Below are 17,137 nucleotides of genomic sequence, written 5' to 3'. Positions count from 1 at the left end.
TTACTCCGCTGCGACCGCGGGCGTTGTTTCCGCAAGCTTCGCCTTCTGTGCTTCGACGTCGACGCCATAGAGGCGCGCGGCGTTGAGTCCCAGAATCTTTTTCTTTGCCTGCGGAGTGAGATCGACACCGTGCTCCTGCTTCAGATCCGCCGGCAATTCGAAGTTCCAGAACTTTTCGACCAGCCAACGAGGAGTCCATATTGCATAGTCGCTACCAAAGAGGATCTTGTCTTCGCCGACCCAGAACAAGAGCTCGCTGATCACTTCGGCGAAATAGCGGGGACGTCCGTGGATGAACGGCAGCGCCACCGCCAGGCCACCGTAGACGTTGGTCTCCTGCACCGCGATCCAGCAGAAATCGTCAAGCCGCGGCAGGCCGCAATGCTCGATGATGAAGTTTAGACCCTGGAAGTCGGTCGCCGCGTGATCGACGTCGTGAACATCGAACGCATCCTTGTCCAGCGGGATGATGGTGGGCCCCTTGTGGACATGAATATTCTTGATATCAAGCTTTTCGCAAAGCTCGAAGCAGCGATAGGCGTTGGGATCGGAGAGCTTCCAGCCGCGCGACTCGCCCTTCCACTCGGCCGTATAGAGCTTGACGCCCTTAATGCCAAACGTCTCCTTCATATAATGAATGTACTCGAGCGCCCGCTCTCCATCGCGCGGGTCAAAGGCGCCGTTGACGATAAAGCGATCCTTGTACCTCTTCGCCATCTCCGCATTGCGGTCGATGGTGTTGAATCCGTTCTTGTAAAACTCCGTCAGGTAGGTCGACTGCACGATGGCCATATCGTCCGGACCGTCGACGAAGAGGTCATGATACATCTGCTCGGCGCTGTACTTCTCGAATTGTTCCTTCGGCCAGAGCTTGTCGGACGGACTCAATGACGTGTGGTACGCGTAAAAGCAGTCAATGAACTGTTTGCCGTGGATGTTGAGCTGGTTCGCCGGGCTACCATCCCAGAAATGGGTGTGGCCGTCGATGACGAAGACTTCCTCGCCAGAAGGAGTGATGAACATGATAGTCTCCAAAGTTTTGCAGATGCTTTTCCATCGATGTCGCGAACGGCCGACCGCGCGAGAAGGTGGTGGAGCTGCAATCCGGACAGACGCAGCCCCACCCAGTCTCGAGAGGAAGGTTCACTCGATGTATTCGAGGATCTCGTCCATGTTGCCGAACAACGTCACCGTATTGTCGTCGATGCGCACCATTCGGCCATAATGCGTTGAGGTGTTTACTTCGAAGATCTCGGCTGTCATTTCCTTTCCGAGAATCTCGCTGATTTCGTCCATCTTGAAGACTAGCTTGCCCTCGCCATCGATGCGGATCAGGGCCGGCTGATAGGTCACGATCACTTTGGGCTTCTTCGCCATGAACTCGGCGATGGCGCGCGCCTCCACGCTGTCGTTCATCGTGACGCCGCACTGGTGAGAAATCGTTTGCTCGAAACGAAGGTCTCCCATCTTCTGGAAGATGTTCTGGTTGGTCGCAGATCTGGAAGCAACAGACATTGCAATTTACTCCTTGGGAAAGGCGAGACCGAGCTCACCGAGAATCTTCTTGATGCGTTCGACCGACTGCGCGCGGACGTCGGCATACTGCACCGGCTTCGAATGCGGCTGCGACCAGATCGGCTGCAGGCCGGCGGCCGCCTTGCCCGCGAGCGCCACGTGCTTGTTCACCCAGCCCTGGAACAGCTTCTTGTTGTGCGCGGCGTGCTGGTTGTCGGTCACCAGGAGGTGCATCAGATCGATCGTGTTCGCGAGATTGCGCTCATAGTCCGCCTCGGCTGCCGAAATGACCGGCGGGGTGATGAAGTCGCCATTCGACGAGGCCACCTGCATCAGGAAACCGCTGCGGAACAACTCGCCCACCAGGGGTTCGAACACGATGTTGGTTGCGAAATACTGCTCGAGATAGTCGGCCGACCCCATGATCGATTCGATCGCTTCCCGGGTGCCTTGCCAGCCCTTGTCTTCCAGCCAGGTGCGCTTGCCCGCAGCATCATCGAAGCCCGGAATGTCCATTCCAATCTCGGCGAGATAGAGCGTGATGTCTTGGGCCAGGCGAAGCTTGTAGGACGAGTTTGTCAGCGTCGCGTTGTTGATCATCTGGGTATAGCCGTAGCGCTGGGCCTGCATCAGGGACGTGCCAAGCCCGAACTCAACATGCTTCCACGCGCCCAGATGGTTTTGCAGGATCTTGATCCATGCTTTGTCGAACGTCGCCGGCGCGCCGGACTTGCGCCCATTGGCGATCACGGATTGAACCATCGCCTCGATCTTGGACTGGCGCTGGTAGTGCGTGCGTTCCCACTCCTGGTCGGGCGCTCGGAACGCGTGCCAGTTCGAGCTCAGCGCCGCAGTGTTGTCCTTGGTGTAGGCGCCCTTCCCGTCTGGGAAGGAGATGATCCAATCCTGCAACAGGTAGCGTTCCGGATCCGGCTGCACGTCGACAGTCACGTCCTCGTAGTGTGTCGCTCGCTTACTGCGCGGCTCGAAATACCGGTATCTGCGGCTGTCCGAATCCGGAAACACCGCAGCGCCCGCTGCACCGGATTTCACTAGAACACTTTGAACGGCAGTCATGGTTGTCTTCCTCCTCCCATTGTTGGGCTCTGCAATTGCGCGGTATGCACTCCAAAAGCCTCAAAGGTCTCAGTTGTTGGCTGGCGTGAACTTGTCGAAGAAGATTCGGTCGGACTCGACATCATTCATCTGCAGCACCGGCGTCAGCGCCTCGATCATCGGCGATGGCCCGCAGGCATAGACATCGACGTCTTCGCCATATCCGGAAGTGCGAAGGTGGGCTCCGACCGCTTCGTGCACGAAGCCCTTTTCTCCGCGCCAGGCGGTGTCGTCGGCTGCATGGGACAGTACCGGGACGAACGTGAACTCCGGATGCTTGGCCGAGATTTCTGCGAAACGATCGAGATAGAAGAGGTCGTTCTGCGTCCGGGCTCCGTAGAAGAAGTACACCGGGCGCACTTCCCCGGAGTTCATGTGATCGTGCAGGATCGACCACAGCGGCGACATCCCGGATCCGCCGCCGACCAGGATCATGGCTCCGGTTCGGTTTTCTCGCCGGAAGCAGGTCCCGTAAGGTCCCCTGATCCCGACCTTGGTTCCGACGGTGAGGTCCCCGTCGAGCCGGGATGAGAAGCGTCCGTTCGGGTACTTTTTGATGATGAATGCGAGTTCTTGGCCCTCGATCGGCGAATTTGCCATGGAAAACGAGCGCGTAATCGTCTCTGGCCCCGAGAGCGTGATGTCGACATATTGACCCGCCCAGAACTTCAGAGGTTGCTCCAGCGAGATTTCGAGGCGGCGGATGTCATGGGTCAGCGCGGAGATGCTTGTAACTGTGCCCGCGAACTCCTTAACTGGGATCGATTTTGACAGCACCTCTTCATCATAGTTGAGGAGCTCCACTTCAAGATCCGAGTAGGCCAAAGTCCGGCACAGCAGAATGTAATCCTGGCTCCGCTCCATCTCGTTGAGGGCAAAGGTCGAATACTTCTTCAGCTCGACATCACCGCCGGTGAGCACGCATTTGCACGCCGAGCACTGTCCCTCCTTGCAGCCGTGGGGCAGCGCGATGCCTTGGCGGAATGCCGCATCGAGAACCGTTTCGTTCTCCTCAACCTCGAATTCTATGCCTACCGGTTGCAGGCGAACGACGTTAGCGGGCGCGCCCATGGGGGCCTCCTCGAACCAAGGCTTGCAGATCTTCCGGAGATTGATCGGGAAGGAGCCAGCCAGAGCTGGCTCCTTCCGTCCCGCTCAATTGCAAGGATTGATGGTGAATCCCTTGCGATAGTCGGCGAGATGCGCCTCGCGTTCGGCCGGGCTCATCTCCCGCAGCGTCGTCAGCGGGCTCTTGAGGGTGTGGCCGCGAAGATCATCAAGCGTCCACATTTCCTTCTCGTCAAAACGCAGGTGCGGCTGCGGGACCAGCGTTTTGCCATCGGTCCGTACGAAGCCAAGATCCTTGATCGCATCGGCGAGGTCCCAGCCATGGTAGCAGCTTTCCCATTCGCGCCGTCCGCTGAACCTGCCCATCGCGGGCGTCGGCCGTCCCTCATATTCGTCGGCGAATGCCTGCATAGCGGTCCAGCGATCCAACTCATGCGCAAAGGTATAGAGCTGGCCGTCGATCTCCCCGGTGACGATGTCCTCGCGGATCAGGCAAGGCACAAGGCACGACCAGCAACGATGTGGATAGACGTAGCCGACATCGCTGTTGAAGAGGATGTTGGTCTGGCCGCGATGCGACAGCTTCTCATACCATTTCCAGAATTCACCGAACTGGGCGTACCAGCCCGGATATTTGTGCTCGAACCATTCAAAGTCCTTGTCGGTCTGAGCTTCGATCCGCCAGAAGTTCACCGGCCAGCCAACCGCGAAGAATTGCGCGACCTTGTGGACGTAGTGCTTTTCGGTGAGGCGCTTCCAGGCTGTCTGGACATCGTCGTGATGGATCTTGATGCCGTATTTCTCGAGCGGCAGCATATAGGTGCGGTAGTAGTCCTCGAAGATCCAGCGATGCCACATCTCCGCATAGGACTCCTTGTTCTTGTCACGGTTCGTGGTGCCGTACTCGATGAAGGTTCCGATCGCAGCATCGACGATCGCATGGTTTTGCCAGAAGGCATAGCGGAGGTCCCGCTCGATCAGCAGATGGTTTTCGGGCTCCTTGAGCATGGACATCAGCATCGAGTGGCCGTTGCCGATGTGCCGGCTTTCATCCGACTGGACGGAAAGGAATACGGTGGGAAGAGCGTAGTCGCCGTTACGCGCGGCTTCGGACGGCATCGCCACGAACAGCGTGTTCGTAAAGGCGGTCTCCGCCACGACGGTCAGATAGATGTTCGCCGAGGTGATTGCGTCACCCGTGATGAAGCCCTCACCGAATTGACGCCCGATCGTGGTCGCATAGCACTTGCCGAACGCCTCTTCCGTAATATCGAACCCGGCCGGGTCGATATAGTTTTCCATGTACCACTTCTTCAGGTTCATCTGGATCGTCGAATGACGGAACTCGTCGACCATCTGCATCGTGAAGCCGGTGCGAAGATCCTCACCCGGAGCGAGACGGCCGACCATGGCCATCGAGCGTGCCGCCGAGATCTCGGGAAATGGGATGATCGCCAGAAACAATTTCATCCACTCGATCCACCGCGGCTCGACGTTGCGGAACATGTCGCCGCGAAGAGCCGCGTCAAGCGCGCCGTAGACGCGGTTGTCCTTTTCCTCCTGCATCGGGAAATAGGAGCGGAGGACCTGTTTCATGGGATCCTTCGGCGCCTTCGTGATCTTGTAGTCCGTGGGAAAGGTCATCGCTTCCTGCACGTAGGAAGGATTCCACCCGAGATCCGCAATCTTCTTTGCAGCCTCACCGACGGAAATTCCACGCTGAGCGGTGATCTTGTTGAGTGTTAACGTTCCAGACATCTGGTCTATCCTCCTGATCGGGTCAGAAACCACTTCGATATTCCGCCTACCCGGGACGTCGACGGACCGGGCAGTGCTTACCCGTGCGTTACGGGCCACCTCGCGGCCGTTCGCACGACCGGACGTTTGATATCGGCAAGGGTTTGAGATGCCTGTGAAGCACGCAGAGGATGACAGTCCTTTGGAGCCACCGGTCTTCCGATCGCAATCGTGACATCCAGCAGCAAGCGTGCTCTCGGCTAGGCGTCCCTTCCCTCGTTCTTTTCGCGGCTCGCCCCAGACGGACCAGTCAGCGTTGTTGTGCTCAGAAGCTTTGCAATGGGCGTGCCAGCGCGTTCTGGGACCTCACCAAGTGATTTTATGACTGGGACAGCCGCGGAAATGAGAAGGCGGGGGCGTCGCAACTCTTGGCTCGCGCCTGGCTGAGATACAAATTGCGACAGAAATTGCAAAATGAGACTCGCAAGGACGCATGGGCGTCAATTCTGCACCGCAACGTTTGCGTCGCAGTATGGATCGGTCACTTGGAGCTTGAGAACGACGGCGCGGCAGCGTTTTTCGTCCGCGCACCAATGGTTCGGGGCGCTTTCAGGACCAAGAAAGATCACCTGATCGCGCCAAGCGATAAGCCTGCTTTCGCTTATCCGATGACACTCTGGCGCCTCCCAATGCAAAGCAGTGCAACGTCGGCTGGTATTCGCTAAACAGTCTAAGCGGCTCGCACCCAGTTCAGCCGTTTGTGGTCGCCCTCTCTGCGCACTCTGAACCGGTCGACACACTTCTTGGAGCAAAACGCCGTCCGCCAGCAGTAGTAACGGATAAGCCCAAACCTCCCGCCGCAGATTGCGCAGCAATTCACAGTACCGTTGTGAGGACTCCTGGAGCTCTTGTGCATTCTGGCCTCCTGTCGGCATGAATTGTTCTCCCGCGCTTCCCCATGGCGCCGCGACCGCACGAAGGGCGGCGTCGAGGATGTCGTGAACTTGCCAATGTCTCGCAGCGGACACGGACGCCAGGCGCAGGCATTTGCCTCTGATGTACGCCTGAAGGCGACGCGGCGCGCTCTTGGCCGCATCAGTGTGCTTCGCCGGCGAGCACCTGCACAGGTGGGCAACGGTCATGCCAGAACATCCAGGGCCTCTTTCGGGATCGCCTTACCAACAGAAGACGGGGCTGAACGAGATTGGGTGGTGTGGATGTCGCACTGAGATCGATCGCGTTGCAAATTGCGACGACGACGCAAAATGAGACTCTCTGAGACCCGCTGGGCTATTCGTCTCTCGTAGCGTTTGCGCCGCAATATGAGCAGTCTGCGCGGATGCTTGGACGACGAACGACAGATCCATCGCGAGCGGCGCATGCTCGCGATGGATTACGCAATTCTGGATCAAGGAATCAGAACCGCCCGTCCGTGAATCTTGCCGGCGTTGAGATCGTGCAGCGCCTTGTTTGCATCCGTGAGGCGGTATTCGGCTGTTGCGAGTTCAACCAGGCCTCGGTCCGCCAGCGCCATCAACTCCGTTAGCTCAGCCCATGTGCCGACCAGGTTGCCGACAATGTTTTTCTCGGTGATCACCATGTCGACAGTCGGGACACGAATGTCCTCACCATAGCCAACAACGTAATAGCTGCCCATCGGGCGGGTCATTGCCAGCCCCTTAGATGTCGTGCCTTTCTCGCCGACGAAATCGATCACTGCTTCCGCGCCGTTTCCAGCAGTCAAAGCCAGAACGGCTGCCAATTCGTTGCCGTCGGCTTTCACCAAATGATCGGCGCCCGACTTTTCGGCCAGTTTCAGCGACGCTTCGGACTTGTCGACCACAATGATGTCGGCCGCACACATCGCCTTGAGGCATTGGATTCCAATGTGGCCCAATCCTCCGGCACCGATTACGACGCAAGATTCTCCTGGCAGAAGGTGACGCGTAGCTTTCTTGACTGCGCGATAGGCGGTGAGGCCAGCATCCGCGTAAGGCGCCACATCCTTTGGCGCCAGAGTCCGCGGCAGCGGCACGATGTTGCGTTCCGAGGTGCAAAGGAATTCTGCGTAGCCGCCGTTGCAATCGAGACCCGGAAAAGTGCCGGGACCATGCATGTCGAAGCCACGGCGACAGGCCAGACAGGTGCCGCCGGTGATCTTCGGGTGAACGATCACGGGGTCACCCTTCTTCAACCCTTCGACCTCGTTCCCGACTTCTTCGATCCAGCCGGCATTTTCGTGTCCCATAATGATGGGCAACAACTTATCGCCGGTCGGATCCATATGCGGCCTCCAGACGCCTTCGATGATGTGAAGATCAGTCCTGCACACGCCCGCCCCACCGATGCGGACGACGACATCGGTCGATTTTGTCAGCTTCGGATCCGGCACTCTTTCCTCGCTGACCCACTTCTCGCTGGAAAGTTTCTCGTCATACGCTCTCAATACTTGGGCTCTCATGCTGTCCTCCGTCTGCCCGGCGGGCTTTGCGCTCGCCATCGCCGAGGCCCTTCAGCATTTTCCGTGCCAGCGGATCTTTATTGCAGCGCAAATGGGTCGTTCCAATCGCCAGCAAGCCGCGGGTCGAAGTAGCCGCCGCGCGGCTAACGAGCCATCGCCGGTACGCATCTGAGCGAGCGCCTCATGGTCCGATCGGATGCTTGAAACTCGAACTCTCGGTCCAATCCATCATGGGCCAAGTCGATCGAGCTTGGACCGGATTGTTCCAGGGCCGATCCGAGATCGTCGGCTCTGCGCACAACCGCGCTGGGGATAGGTCAGGCCGCCGTATAGCCGCCATCGGCGTTGATGCATGCGCCGGTTACGATCGAGGCCCTGTCGCTGGAGAGAAATGCCACGATCTCTGCAATCTCCTCGGGCCGCGCCAATCGTCCGATCGGCTGCCGCATCAATATCGTGCGGCGGGTCGCCTCGGGCAGCTTTGCAAGTAGCGGGGTATCGACATAGCCCGGGGAGACGCAATTGGCTCGGACACCCTGGCGCGCATAGGTCAGCGCAACCGAGCTCGTGAGGTTGACGACCGCAGCTTTGGCGGCCGAATAGGCGTTACTGTTCTCCTGGCCGACATGGCCGAGGATCGATGCCATGTTGACGATGGCGCCGCCGCCGGTCGCCAACATCGCGCCTGCGGCGAATTTGTTGCAGATCGCGACACCCGTGAGATCCACGTCGATCACGCGCCGCCAGTCGGCGAGATCGAGCTCATGGATCGGCGCCTTGCGCTCGGGAATTCCCGCATTGGCGACGAGTATATCGAGCCGGCCAAATTTCGTCACCGCCGCCTGCATCAGCGCTGCAACGCTGCGCTCATCAGTGACGTCGACACGCTGAAACGCGACGTCAAATCCTTCGGCGGCAAGTTCGGCCGCAAGCGCTGCACCGCTTTCGGCGAGATCGCCGAGCACGACCTTCGCACCCTCGGCAACGAATACGCGCCCGATTGCGGCCCCGATACCGGAGGCGGCACCTGTGACCACCGCAACCTTCCCCTCCAGCAGCATCGATCCTCCTGCCCGGCCAGTCACGTGCTCGCCACCTTCAGTCCTTCTCGAAGCCGGGGCGCGGAATCACGCCCATGATCGTCCGGGTGAACCCGCCGTCGACGATGATCTCCTCACCGGTGATGTAGCTTGCGCGCTCGCTGGCGAGAAACACGACCGCATCGGCGATGTCCGCCGGCCGGCCGATGCGCTGCGCCGGCACCAGTGCGGGCCGTGCGTCGTGGACGCCCGGAACCTGATAGATCGCCTCGGTCATCGGCGTGCGGATCATGCCCGGGCTCACCACGTTGCTGCGTACACCGCGCGGTCCCCATTCCACGGCGAGCTGACGGGACAGCATGACGACACCGGCCTTGCTCACGCTGTAGGCGCCGCTGTAGCTCTGCGGGAACGACGCCGAGATCGACGCAATATGGACGATGGCGCCTGCGCCCCGCTCCAGCATCGGCCCGCCGAAGACCCGCGCGCAGCGCAGGTAGGCCGTCAGATTGAGCGACAGAATGCGGTCCCAATCCGCCATGCTCATGGCATCGAGGCCGCCGGCCAGCATGGTGCCGGCATTGTTGACGAGGATCGCGGCCTGGCCGACCTTCGCCGTGACCTGCTCGGCGACACGCGCGACGCTGTCGTCGCTGGTGACATCGCAGGCGAAAAATTCCGCGCGACCGCCACTGCCGCGGATCTCCTCCGCGACGGCCAAGCCCGCCTCGTCCCGATCGAGCACGACCACGCTTGCGCCGACCGCTGCCAGGCCAAGGGCGATGCCGCGCCCGATGCCTGCGCCACCGCCGGTGACCACGGCGACTTTCGACAAGAGATCGATCCATGTCATGCAGTGCTCCGCTCGTTGAGAAGGGACAGCCAGCGCATCACGGGGCGAGGCGAGCCAGGGACGGCAAATCGATCCTGCGGATCAGGCGGTTCTCTTGGGCGACGATGAGATGCTCGGAGGCCTTGAGATAAGCGGGCCAGTCCGGATCCTTGTCGCGCACGGCGTGCCGGCGCTCGAACTCGCCCATATCGGGGAAGCCCCAGAGGTGCACGATCTGGTTCAGCGGCCCGACCGCACTCGTGAACATGCCGAGCGGCCGTCCCAGATATTTGAGTTGGACCGGCATCGCGAGCCGGTCGAACACATCGATGAACTCGGCCATCTTTCGCAGAGCAATGGTGTACACGCGCAAATCGACGATGGCGTGCTCTGTCATCGGACCTCTCCTCGTGTCAACATTGGCTGCGCACCAGCGCGCGGTTGCCTTCCTCGATCGGCCCAAAACCGCGCCGGGTGATGTTCATGTCGTTTCTCCCTCACTGCCCCACCGTGCTGGCGCGGGCTTTCGTTGGTCCAGTTGGACGATTTGCGTTCAGGCTTGCTGGCCGGCCAGATGACGGCCGGTGATGTAGCCGAAGGTCATGATCGGCCCGAGCGTGATGCCGGCGCCGGGATAGTTGCCGCCCATGATCGAGGCGCGATCGTTGCCGACGGCGTAAAGTCCGCCGATCGCCGTGCCGTCGTGACGCACCACGCGGCCGACCACGTCGGTGGTCAATCCATCGAAGATGCCGAGATCGCCCATGATGATCTTCAGCGCGTAATAGGGCCCGGCGCGGATCGGAGCGACATTCGGATTTGGCTTGTGCTCGGCATCGCCGAGATAGCGATTGGGCGGTGCTTCCGCGCTTGAACGCGGCGTCCACGCCGTGAACCGCCCCCTGGTTGTACTCGCGAACCGTTGCTTCCAGGCCGTCGGCATCGACGCCCGCATTCGCGGCAAGCTCGCGCAACGTCGTCCCACGGGTCAGATAGCCGTTGCGCACGAAGACGCCGACCGGCACCGGCGCCGGCTTGGCGTAGCCGAGGCCGTATTTCCGGATCGTCGCGTGATCGCAGATCAGCCAGGCTGCGGTTTCCTTCCCGCCGGCGCCGTCGGCAATCATCGCAGCGCCGACGTCATGGTAGGATTCCGACTCGTTGGTGAAGCGGCGCCCCTTCCGGTTCACCGCGATCACGCCGGGCTTGTACCGGTCCACGAGATGCGGAAACGCGCCGGTGCGATTGCCGAGCGGCACACGCGACACCGGCATCCAGGCGGCGGCGTTCGAAAAGCGGATATCGCAGTTGCCGCCGACCTCCTCCGCCATGCGGATGCCATCGCCGGTATTGGCCTCGGGCGTCGGCGACAGATGTTCGCCGCCTCGGGCGAGGTGCGGATAGGCACGGGCGATCCGCGCCTGGTCATGCGGAAATCCGCCGCTCGCCAGTACCACCGCACGGCGCGCGGTGATCCGGTACTTGCCGTGTTCATCGCTCACGACCGCTCTCGTGATGGCGCCGTTCTGGCTGATCAGCCGCTGCGCCGGCGTTGCCGTGAGCAGCGGGATCCCGAGGTCGAACACCGTCTTGGCAAGACGCGCCGCCAAAGCGTTGCCGCTGGTGACCTTGATGCCGCGGCGATAGAGGGCGAGATCCTTAATGTGGCTGGCAAGCCGCCTGGCCACATAGATTGCCGAGGTGAGCGAACTGGTCACGCGGAAGAAGTGCTTCAATTCGTCGTTGGACGAGTTGAACATCATCCCGATGAAGGTGATGGTCTCGAGCGGCGGCCGCAGCCTGCGGATCTCCTCGCCGAGCGCGCGGGCATCATAGGGCGCCGCCGTGACGGAGCGGCCGAGCCTCGCGCCGCCCTCGACGTCCGGATGATAGTCGGGATAGGCGGACAGAACGAATTTCGCTTCGGTCTCCCGCTCGAAGAAATCGAGCATGCGCGGGCCAACGTCGAGAAAGGCATCGATCGCCGCGTCGTCGAAATGATTGCCGGTCTCGTGCTTCAGGTAAGTGCGCGCAGCCTCGCGACTGTCCGCCACGCCGGCATCACGGGCATGCCTGTTACCGGGAATCCAGAGCACGCCACCGGAAAACGCGGTGGTGCCGCCGAAATAGCGATCTTTCTCGATGATGATGACGTCGAGGCCGGATTTCTTGGCCGTGATCGCGGTGGACAATCCACCGGCGCCCGAGCCCACGACCAGCACGTCGCACGACAGATCACGCTGCTGTCCTGGCATTGACGTCCTCCTCGCGTGTCGCTTCTACCGGCATCCCATTGTTGCGTTCGGCCACGCGTTGGCATCTGGATAAGGGCGGACGCGGCCGCCGCCAATGGACGAAATTCCCTTCGTATTGTACTTTTCATAAGTACGGCGCAGCCACCAACCGTCGCAAATCGGAGGCTGCCGAGGACGCCACGGAATGATTCCGCATTACTTTCTGTACGAAGAAGCGGTTCCGAAGGTCGAACCGTCGTTTCTCCACATCGAGCCGATTCCAGTGCGGAGCGGTCGTCATGATTGGACAATCCGGACTCACTCGCACCCGGATCACCACCAGATCCTGGTGATCAGCAAGGGCGGCGGTGCCATAGAGGTCGGAGGCGTGAGTTGGGAGGTGTCGCCGCCCTCCCTGGTGATCATCCCTGCGCTCACGATCCACGCCATTCGTTTCAAGCCCAATACCGACGGCTACGTCATCACCGTGGCCCCGCCCTTCCTGCAATCCGCGCTCGACCACGACGCCGATCTCCTCGAGGGCTTTCGTATCCCGGTCCGCTTTCTCCCGCAGCAAATCGGGCGCGACATCGACCTTGTCGGCCTGTTCGCCTCGCTCGAGCATGAGTTCGTCTGGTCGGCCCCGGGCCGCCGCACCGCCATCAAGGCCTATCTGCAACTGCTCGCGGTGACCGTGCGCCGGCTGCTCGAGCAGGAGCGCGCGCCCCCGGTGTCCACCGCGCGCGATGCGGACACGGTGATGCGCTTTCGCGAACTGGTCGAACGGCACTATCGCAATCACCCGCCGCTCGATTTCTACGCGCGCAGGCTCGGCGTGACGGCGGCCCGCCTCAACGCCTGTTGCCGCATCACGACCGGCAAGTCATCGCTGGCGCTGATCAACGATCGCCTCATCACCGAGGCCAAACGCAACCTGCTCTATTCCCACATGACCGTGAACGAGATCGGCGCGGCGCTCGGCTATGCCGATCCGGCCTATTTCAACCGGTTCTTCTCCCGCAATGTCGGCTTGTCACCCGGCCGCTTCCGCGACCGGCTCCTGCCGGGCGAGACCCGCGCGGTTGCCGATTGAAGCGCGCGGGCAAGCTGAGTTGCGCGGTCAGCCGTCGCGCGTAAAGTGCAGTCCCTGCCGCCGTAGCGCCGCGGCACCCTCGCCGATGTCCTGAAGCGGCCGCTCCGACAGAATTTCGAGAACGATCCTGCCCGCATAGGCACGCCGTCTCAGCTCTGCCGCGATGGCGGCAAAGTCGATCTCGCCGGAGCCGATCGGATCGTGCCGCCATTGTCCCTTCGGACTGTCGGACAGATGAATGATACCGACACGCGGCCACAGGATCTTGAGACCCTCGACCGGATCCTCGCCGATCGCAACGGCGTTGGCGACATCGTAGATCACCGGCATGTCGGTGTAGCCTTCGGCGTCGAGGAAGCGAACGATATCGGCCGCGCTGGCGAGAAGACCCTGCGGGTGGTTTTCGAGGATGATCGGCACGCCGGCGCGTGTCGCCTTGTCGTGAATGCGGGCAAAGGCTTCGCGAAAGCTGACCATCAGCCGGTCGTTGGCCTTGGCGAGCAGCGCATGCCGGCGACGGCTCGCCACGCGACATCCGCGCCAGGCGCGGCGTCGTGCTGGCCAGCGGCGGCTTTCCGCACGACACCGCGCGCAAGGCTTCGCTGTTTCCACATGCACCGACCGGCCGCGAGCACTGGTCGGCGGCACCGGAGAGCAACACCGGTGACGGCATCCGCCTCGGCGAAAGCGCCGGCGGAAAGATGCGGACCGATCTCTCCGACGCCGGCGCCTGGGCGCCGGTCTCGCTGGTTCCGCATCGCGACGGCTCGCTCGGCCGCTTCCCGCATCTGATCGAGCGCGCCAAGCCGGGGCTGATCATGGTGCGCAGCGACGGCAAGCGCTTTGCCAACGAAGCCGATTCCTATCACGACGTCATGAAGGCACTGTTCGCCGCCACGCCCGCAGGCGCGCCGGCGGAAGCCTGGGCGATCTGCGATGCGACATTCCTCAGGCGCTATGGCCTCGGCCGCGTGCGCCCGTGGCCCTTTCCGATCGGGCCCTGGCTGCGCAACGGCTATCTGAAGCGAGGTGCGAGCATTGCGGCGCTCGCCGAGGCCTGCGGCATTTCCGCCGAAGGACTGCGGGCGACGATCACGTCCTACAACCGCTTTGCGGTGCGCGGCGAGGACCCCGCCTTCAGGCGGGGCGACACGCCCTACAACCGCGTTCAGGGCGACATGGCGCATCATCCGAACCCCTGTGTCGCGCCGATCGGTGCTGGTCCCTTCTACGCCGTGAAGATCGTTGCCGGCAGCCTCGGCACCTTTGCCGGCCTCAACACCGACGAGCACGCCCGCGTACTCGACGCACAAGCCAAGCCGATCGACGGCCTCTACGCCGTCGGCAACGACATGGCGAGCATCATGGCCGGTCGCTATCCATCCGGCGGCATCACGCTCGGTCCTGCCATGACTTTCGGCTACGTCGCTGCTCATCACGCCAGTGGAATTCCGCTCAAGAACAACAGGTCAACCGCCGCATGACCGGAAGGAGAGAAAACATGCTGTACGAGATCGCAACGCTGACGGTGAAGCTTGGCACCGCGGCCAAGGCCGTGAGCGGGATCGATGAATATGTCAGGGCACCGGGCGCGGCCGGCACGCTGCTCGGCTGCTGGGCCAGCGAGATCGGCGAGCTCAACCAGCTCCTGCTGCTGCGTTCCTTCGACGGCTATGACGCGTGGCGGAGCGAGCGCGAACGGACACTGCGTACCACCAATCCGTTCAACGCAGGCGATTCCATCACCCAGCTCGACTTCGACACCTATGCTCCCTTCCCGTTCCTGCCGCCGGTCGCGCCGGGCAAATACGGCGGCGTCTACGAGATCCGCACCTACCGTCTCAAGCCTGGCGGCGTTCCTCACACGATCGCGGCGTGGGAAGCGGCGATGCCCGAACGCGGCAAGCTGTAGCCACTGGCGATCGCGATGTATGCGCTGGATGGACCGCCGCGCTTCACCCATATCTGGCCGTTCGCAAGCTTGGATGCCCGCACTGCAGTGCGCACCGAGTCGGTTACGAAGGGCGTCTGGCCGCCGCGAGGCGGACCCGACTGGCTGACCGGCGACATGCGCTCGATCGTCGCCTTGCCGACGGCGATCTCGCCGCTGGCCTGACGCGAAAGCGATCGTCATGACCCACATCTATTCTCTTGCCTATCTCACCTCGGCGCCGATGGCGCCGCCCGATGCGCTGGCGCTGGCTAAGAAGCTCGGCTACCAGGCCATCGGTGTCAGGATCGCGCCAGCAGGGCCCGACGGCGACTTCTCGCCGCTGACCACCGACCCGGCCATGCTGCGGGAGACCATTCGCCGCATCGACGACACCGGCGTGCCGGTATTCGACGTCGAGATCGCGCGGCTTGGCCCGCAATTCGAAGCGGATCACTTTGCCCGCTTTCTCGAGACTGCGGGACAGTTGAAGGCGCGCGCGATCCTGGTCGCCGGCGACGATCCGGACGAAGCGCGGCTGACGGATTCGTTTGCCAGATTCTGTCGCGCCGCCGCGCCTTACGGTCTGACGGCCGACCTCGAATTCATGCCGTGGACCGCGGTGAAAAATGCCAAGGCCGCACTTCGCATCGTGACCAGTGCAGGCGAGCCAAACGGGCGGGTGCTGGTTGACGCGCTGCATGCGGCGCGCTCGGCCACGACGCTCGACGATATCGCTTCCCTGCCCCAGCACCTGCTCGGCTATGCCCAGCTCTGCGATGCGCCCGCGGGCATTCCCGCCACCAACGAGGAACTGATCCACACCGCCCGCTGCGCCCGGCTCATCCCGGGTGAAGGTGGCATCGATCTCGCAGGCCTCGTCCGCACGCTGCCCGATGACCTGCCGCTCAGCCTCGAAATTCCAAATGACGAATGGCTGCCGAAACTCGGCGCGGAGGAATGGGGGCGGCGCGCGCTGGCCGCGGCGCGCCGGATTGTCACCAAGGCCACAGAAGAAAGGACAATCGGATGACCGGTCTCGATTTCGCTGGACGCATCGCCGTCATCGCAGGTGGCTGCGGCGGCATCGGACAAGCCGTTCGCGAGCGACTTGCTGCATGCGGGGCCACCGTGGTCGTCTGGGATGTGGCCCAGGCTGCCGACGAGCGGATCGATCTCACCGACGAGGCTGTCGTCAACGACGCGATGGCGCGCCTCCTCGCGCAGTTTGGCCGCATCGACGTCCTCGTCAATGCCGTGGGCATTACCGGCCCCACCGTCAACATCGAGCAGTACAGCCTTGCCGAATGGCTACGTGTGCTCGATGTGAATCTCACCAGCACCTTCCTCTGCTGCAAGGCAGCTATTGCACCGATGCGACGACAGAACGCGGGCCGCATCGTCAACCTGGCATCGATCGCCGGCAAGGAGGGCAATGCCGGCATGACCGGCTATTCCGCCGCCAAGGCCGGTGTGATCGCGCTCACGAAATCGTTCGGGAAAGAGCTGGCCAACACTGAAATCCGGGTCAATGCCATTGCGCCTGCCCTCATTGCCACCGATCTCCTCAAGCAGATGTCCGACGAGGCCTATCGGACGGTGCTAGCAAAGATCCCCCTCGGACGCGCCGGGCGGCCGGACGAGGTTGCCGCGCTGGCCGCATGGCTTGCCTCGGATCAATGCTCATTCTCAACTGGTGCTGTTTTCGACCTGTCGGGCGGAAGGGCGACGTACTAATTCAGCCGTCGGGCGCTGCGCAACTCACTCCGGGTCCATGGAGACGACCACGACCCCGTCAACCTGGATCAGAAACGCCATCGTCGGCTCGTCCGAGGCCGGAGCTAAATGAACGGCCCGCTCGAATGCGGCGATCTCATCGCGGCTCGCCGGCCGGGGTGCCAGCGTGGCCGTGGCGGTGCAGATCGGGACGCCCACTGAGGTCAGGGCGCAAAGATCGGTCCTGAGATCCGCATCACGCGAAATCTCGGCGGCCTCGTCGGCGCCAGCGGCCTCGAAGGCCAGCGTCGGCCTGCCATCCACCTCGAGGACAAAAATCTGCTTTTGGTTGCCCAAGGACTCACTCACCAATCAAATTGAACGCCAGCCAGTCG

General features: G+C 62.0%; 17 protein-coding genes and 1 pseudogene. 6 read left to right on the top strand and 12 right to left on the bottom strand.

What is annotated here, in order from left to right; genetic code table 11:
* The 10 genes and pseudogenes from P6U23_RS17645 to P6U23_RS17600 form a co-directional block, all read right to left on the bottom strand.
* Window positions 1–1,023 carry an amidohydrolase family protein gene (locus P6U23_RS17645; RefSeq protein ID WP_407180971.1) on the bottom strand — a complete coding sequence of 341 codons (1,023 nt, stop codon included), beginning with the start codon at window positions 1,021–1,023 and terminating at the stop codon, window positions 1–3.
* 120 nt (window positions 1,024–1,143) lie between these two features.
* Window positions 1,144–1,515: an MmoB/DmpM family protein gene (locus tag P6U23_RS17640; RefSeq protein ID WP_407180970.1), complete on the bottom strand. Its 372-nt coding sequence runs from the start codon at window positions 1,513–1,515 to the stop codon at window positions 1,144–1,146.
* A gap of 6 nt (window positions 1,516–1,521) precedes the next feature.
* The gene (locus P6U23_RS17635; protein WP_407180969.1) at window positions 1,522–2,592 is read right to left on the bottom strand and encodes an aromatic/alkene monooxygenase hydroxylase subunit beta; all 1,071 of its coding nucleotides are present in this window, start codon (window positions 2,590–2,592) and stop codon (window positions 1,522–1,524) included.
* Window positions 2,593–2,661: 69 nt separating this feature from the next.
* On the bottom strand, window positions 2,662–3,702 hold the full coding sequence (locus P6U23_RS17630; protein WP_407180968.1) for a 2Fe-2S iron-sulfur cluster-binding protein: 1,041 nt from the start codon (window positions 3,700–3,702) through the stop codon (window positions 2,662–2,664).
* Between the two features lie 84 nt (window positions 3,703–3,786).
* Window positions 3,787–5,457, bottom strand: coding sequence for an aromatic/alkene/methane monooxygenase hydroxylase/oxygenase subunit alpha (locus P6U23_RS17625; protein ID WP_407180967.1), 1,671 nt, complete (start codon window positions 5,455–5,457; stop codon window positions 3,787–3,789).
* 1,387 nt (window positions 5,458–6,844) lie between these two features.
* A complete protein-coding gene (locus tag P6U23_RS17620) occupies window positions 6,845–7,897 on the bottom strand; it encodes an NAD(P)-dependent alcohol dehydrogenase (protein WP_407180966.1) in 1,053 nt (350 codons plus the stop codon).
* Between the two features lie 317 nt (window positions 7,898–8,214).
* The gene (locus P6U23_RS17615) at window positions 8,215–8,958 is read right to left on the bottom strand and encodes an SDR family NAD(P)-dependent oxidoreductase (protein ID WP_407180965.1); all 744 of its coding nucleotides are present in this window, start codon (window positions 8,956–8,958) and stop codon (window positions 8,215–8,217) included.
* Window positions 8,959–8,995: 37 nt separating this feature from the next.
* On the bottom strand, window positions 8,996–9,790 hold the full coding sequence (locus tag P6U23_RS17610; RefSeq protein ID WP_407180964.1) for an SDR family NAD(P)-dependent oxidoreductase: 795 nt from the start codon (window positions 9,788–9,790) through the stop codon (window positions 8,996–8,998).
* 37 nt (window positions 9,791–9,827) lie between these two features.
* Entirely contained in the window at window positions 9,828–10,166 is a 339-nt protein-coding gene (locus P6U23_RS17605; protein ID WP_407180963.1) for an NIPSNAP family protein, read from the bottom strand.
* A gap of 156 nt (window positions 10,167–10,322) precedes the next feature.
* A pseudogene (locus P6U23_RS17600) lies at window positions 10,323–12,024 on the bottom strand (FAD-dependent oxidoreductase).
* Between the two features lie 184 nt (window positions 12,025–12,208).
* Between P6U23_RS17600 and P6U23_RS17595 the strand changes: the two are divergent.
* Window positions 12,209–13,096, top strand: coding sequence for a helix-turn-helix domain-containing protein (locus P6U23_RS17595; RefSeq protein ID WP_407180962.1), 888 nt, complete (start codon window positions 12,209–12,211; stop codon window positions 13,094–13,096).
* A gap of 27 nt (window positions 13,097–13,123) precedes the next feature.
* Here P6U23_RS17595 and P6U23_RS17590 read toward each other — a convergent pair whose 3' ends face one another.
* Window positions 13,124–13,624: a sugar phosphate isomerase/epimerase family protein gene (locus P6U23_RS17590; RefSeq protein ID WP_407180961.1), complete on the bottom strand. Its 501-nt coding sequence runs from the start codon at window positions 13,622–13,624 to the stop codon at window positions 13,124–13,126.
* A gap of 26 nt (window positions 13,625–13,650) precedes the next feature.
* Here P6U23_RS17590 and P6U23_RS17585 point away from each other — a divergent pair, with 26 nt between their 5' ends.
* The 5 genes from P6U23_RS17585 to P6U23_RS17565 are packed head-to-tail and all read left to right on the top strand — an operon-like array spanning window position 13,651 to window position 16,763.
* Entirely contained in the window at window positions 13,651–14,580 is a 930-nt protein-coding gene (locus P6U23_RS17585; protein ID WP_407180960.1) for an FAD-binding protein, read from the top strand.
* Between the two features lie 17 nt (window positions 14,581–14,597).
* Window positions 14,598–15,008, top strand: coding sequence for an NIPSNAP family protein (locus P6U23_RS17580; protein ID WP_407180959.1), 411 nt, complete (start codon window positions 14,598–14,600; stop codon window positions 15,006–15,008).
* A 15-nt stretch (window positions 15,009–15,023) separates the two neighbouring features.
* Window positions 15,024–15,212, top strand: a complete 189-nt coding sequence (locus tag P6U23_RS17575) for an NIPSNAP family protein (RefSeq protein WP_407180958.1) — start codon at window positions 15,024–15,026, stop codon at window positions 15,210–15,212.
* 58 nt (window positions 15,213–15,270) lie between these two features.
* A complete protein-coding gene (locus tag P6U23_RS17570) occupies window positions 15,271–16,059 on the top strand; it encodes a sugar phosphate isomerase/epimerase family protein (RefSeq protein WP_407180957.1) in 789 nt (262 codons plus the stop codon).
* Window positions 16,056–16,763 (top strand): SDR family oxidoreductase, encoded by a 708-nt coding sequence (locus P6U23_RS17565; RefSeq protein ID WP_407180956.1) that lies wholly within the window; start codon window positions 16,056–16,058, stop codon window positions 16,761–16,763. The genes P6U23_RS17570 and P6U23_RS17565 overlap by 4 nt, the downstream gene beginning before the upstream one ends.
* Before the next feature lie 24 nt (window positions 16,764–16,787).
* Here the strand turns inward: P6U23_RS17565 and P6U23_RS17560 are convergent, their stop codons facing one another.
* Complete coding sequence (locus P6U23_RS17560) at window positions 16,788–17,099, bottom strand: hypothetical protein (protein WP_407180955.1); 312 nt, start codon at window positions 17,097–17,099, stop codon at window positions 16,788–16,790.
* Window positions 17,100–17,137 lie beyond the last annotated feature (38 nt).

Source organism: Bradyrhizobium sp. STM 3562, from assembly GCF_045571435.1.
Lineage (GTDB): Bacteria > Pseudomonadota > Alphaproteobacteria > Rhizobiales > Xanthobacteraceae > Bradyrhizobium.
Note: the sequence above shows the minus strand (reverse complement) of the source record. Positions and strands in the feature narration are given on the sequence as shown.